The 933-nt window shown below is 49.8% G+C and carries 2 protein-coding genes and 1 pseudogene; all 3 read right to left on the bottom strand.

Annotated elements, in window-relative coordinates:
• Positions 1-148: 148 nt before the first annotated feature.
• Positions 149-454, bottom strand: a complete 306-nt coding sequence (locus CIK04_RS34955; RefSeq protein ID WP_325206009.1) for a hypothetical protein — start codon at positions 452-454, stop codon at positions 149-151.
• Positions 455-470: 16 nt separating this feature from the next.
• Positions 471-635 (bottom strand): hypothetical protein, encoded by a 165-nt coding sequence (locus CIK04_RS34960; RefSeq protein WP_325206010.1) that lies wholly within the window; start codon positions 633-635, stop codon positions 471-473.
• Positions 635-933: pseudogene (locus CIK04_RS29720) on the bottom strand (hypothetical protein); the annotation flags it as partial. The gene CIK04_RS34960 and the pseudogene CIK04_RS29720, both read right to left, overlap by 1 nt.

The following is a 933-nucleotide window of genomic DNA, read 5'->3' on the forward strand; positions in this document are numbered from 1 at the left end:
TGAGATCCGAGACTTTGCTTACTTGGCTAAGCACTTGTTCAATCGCCGTCCAATCCAAACGGTGCTCCTTCAMCACATCGAGAAAATCACACACCCATTGCTGTCGCTGGCACTTGGTACTGCCGCTCGCTTGCGCGGCAATCAGCGTTTACAAMMAAAAGCGGTAATCGCGCGCAAACAATCGATCCAGCAGTGCGGATAACGATGCCGCTGAGCTGGCGTTAAGTTCAATACCGTGACTCAATTGATTAAGTTTTTGCGCCAAAACGACTTCATAGTGCCAATAGCGATGCAGATAAACTCGTTCCCCATCGAACATCAAGGGCACCGCTTCCCCTTGGGTGCCAACCAAGCGACTSGKTTGCAGCAACGCTCGCCAGTCGATCGGCTGCAACTGGGCGTTCAGCTCTGTGGCCGCCTCACCAAACAAGCCAAATTTTACTGGCCAATTCACTGACTTGGGACCAAGTTCATTCAAACAAAGGCAAGCAAATATGCCCTTTGCCTAACTCGGCACTGACCGCAGCGGCCAACAGCGCTAATCCGTCTGTGCTGACTCTGCTCACCAATGAAGCGCGCAAATTGATAATCCAATAAGCGCCAGGGTAGCCTTGTTGGGCTTGCTGTTCAAGCATCAACAGCGTCGCTTGGAGTGACCCATCAACATCATACGTAACTCCATCTGACCACCTTGGGTCGATCTAGGTTGAGGCTCAAGACCGTCAATCAAACGGTCCATTTCCGTTAATAAATCCAACGAAGGCTTGGCAGAAAAAATACCGTGTTCACTTTCGCCATCCATACCACGAAGAAACAGATAATAGACGCCACCAAAATCGATGCTGATAATCATAATTGGCCAAACGGCTGCGCAGAAAACGGTGTAGCGCCAACGCATAGATTTGGTATTGTCAAATCGTAGCGATGATCAAC

The sequence above is a fragment of the Vibrio sp. 03_296 genome (assembly GCF_002265885.1).

What these genes read in the sequence shown, in the direction of transcription:
- CIK04_RS34960 (WP_325206010.1), bottom strand. Translation starts at nt 635, where the DNA reads ATGCTTGAACAGCAAGCCCAACAAGGCTACCCTGGCGCTTATTGGATT.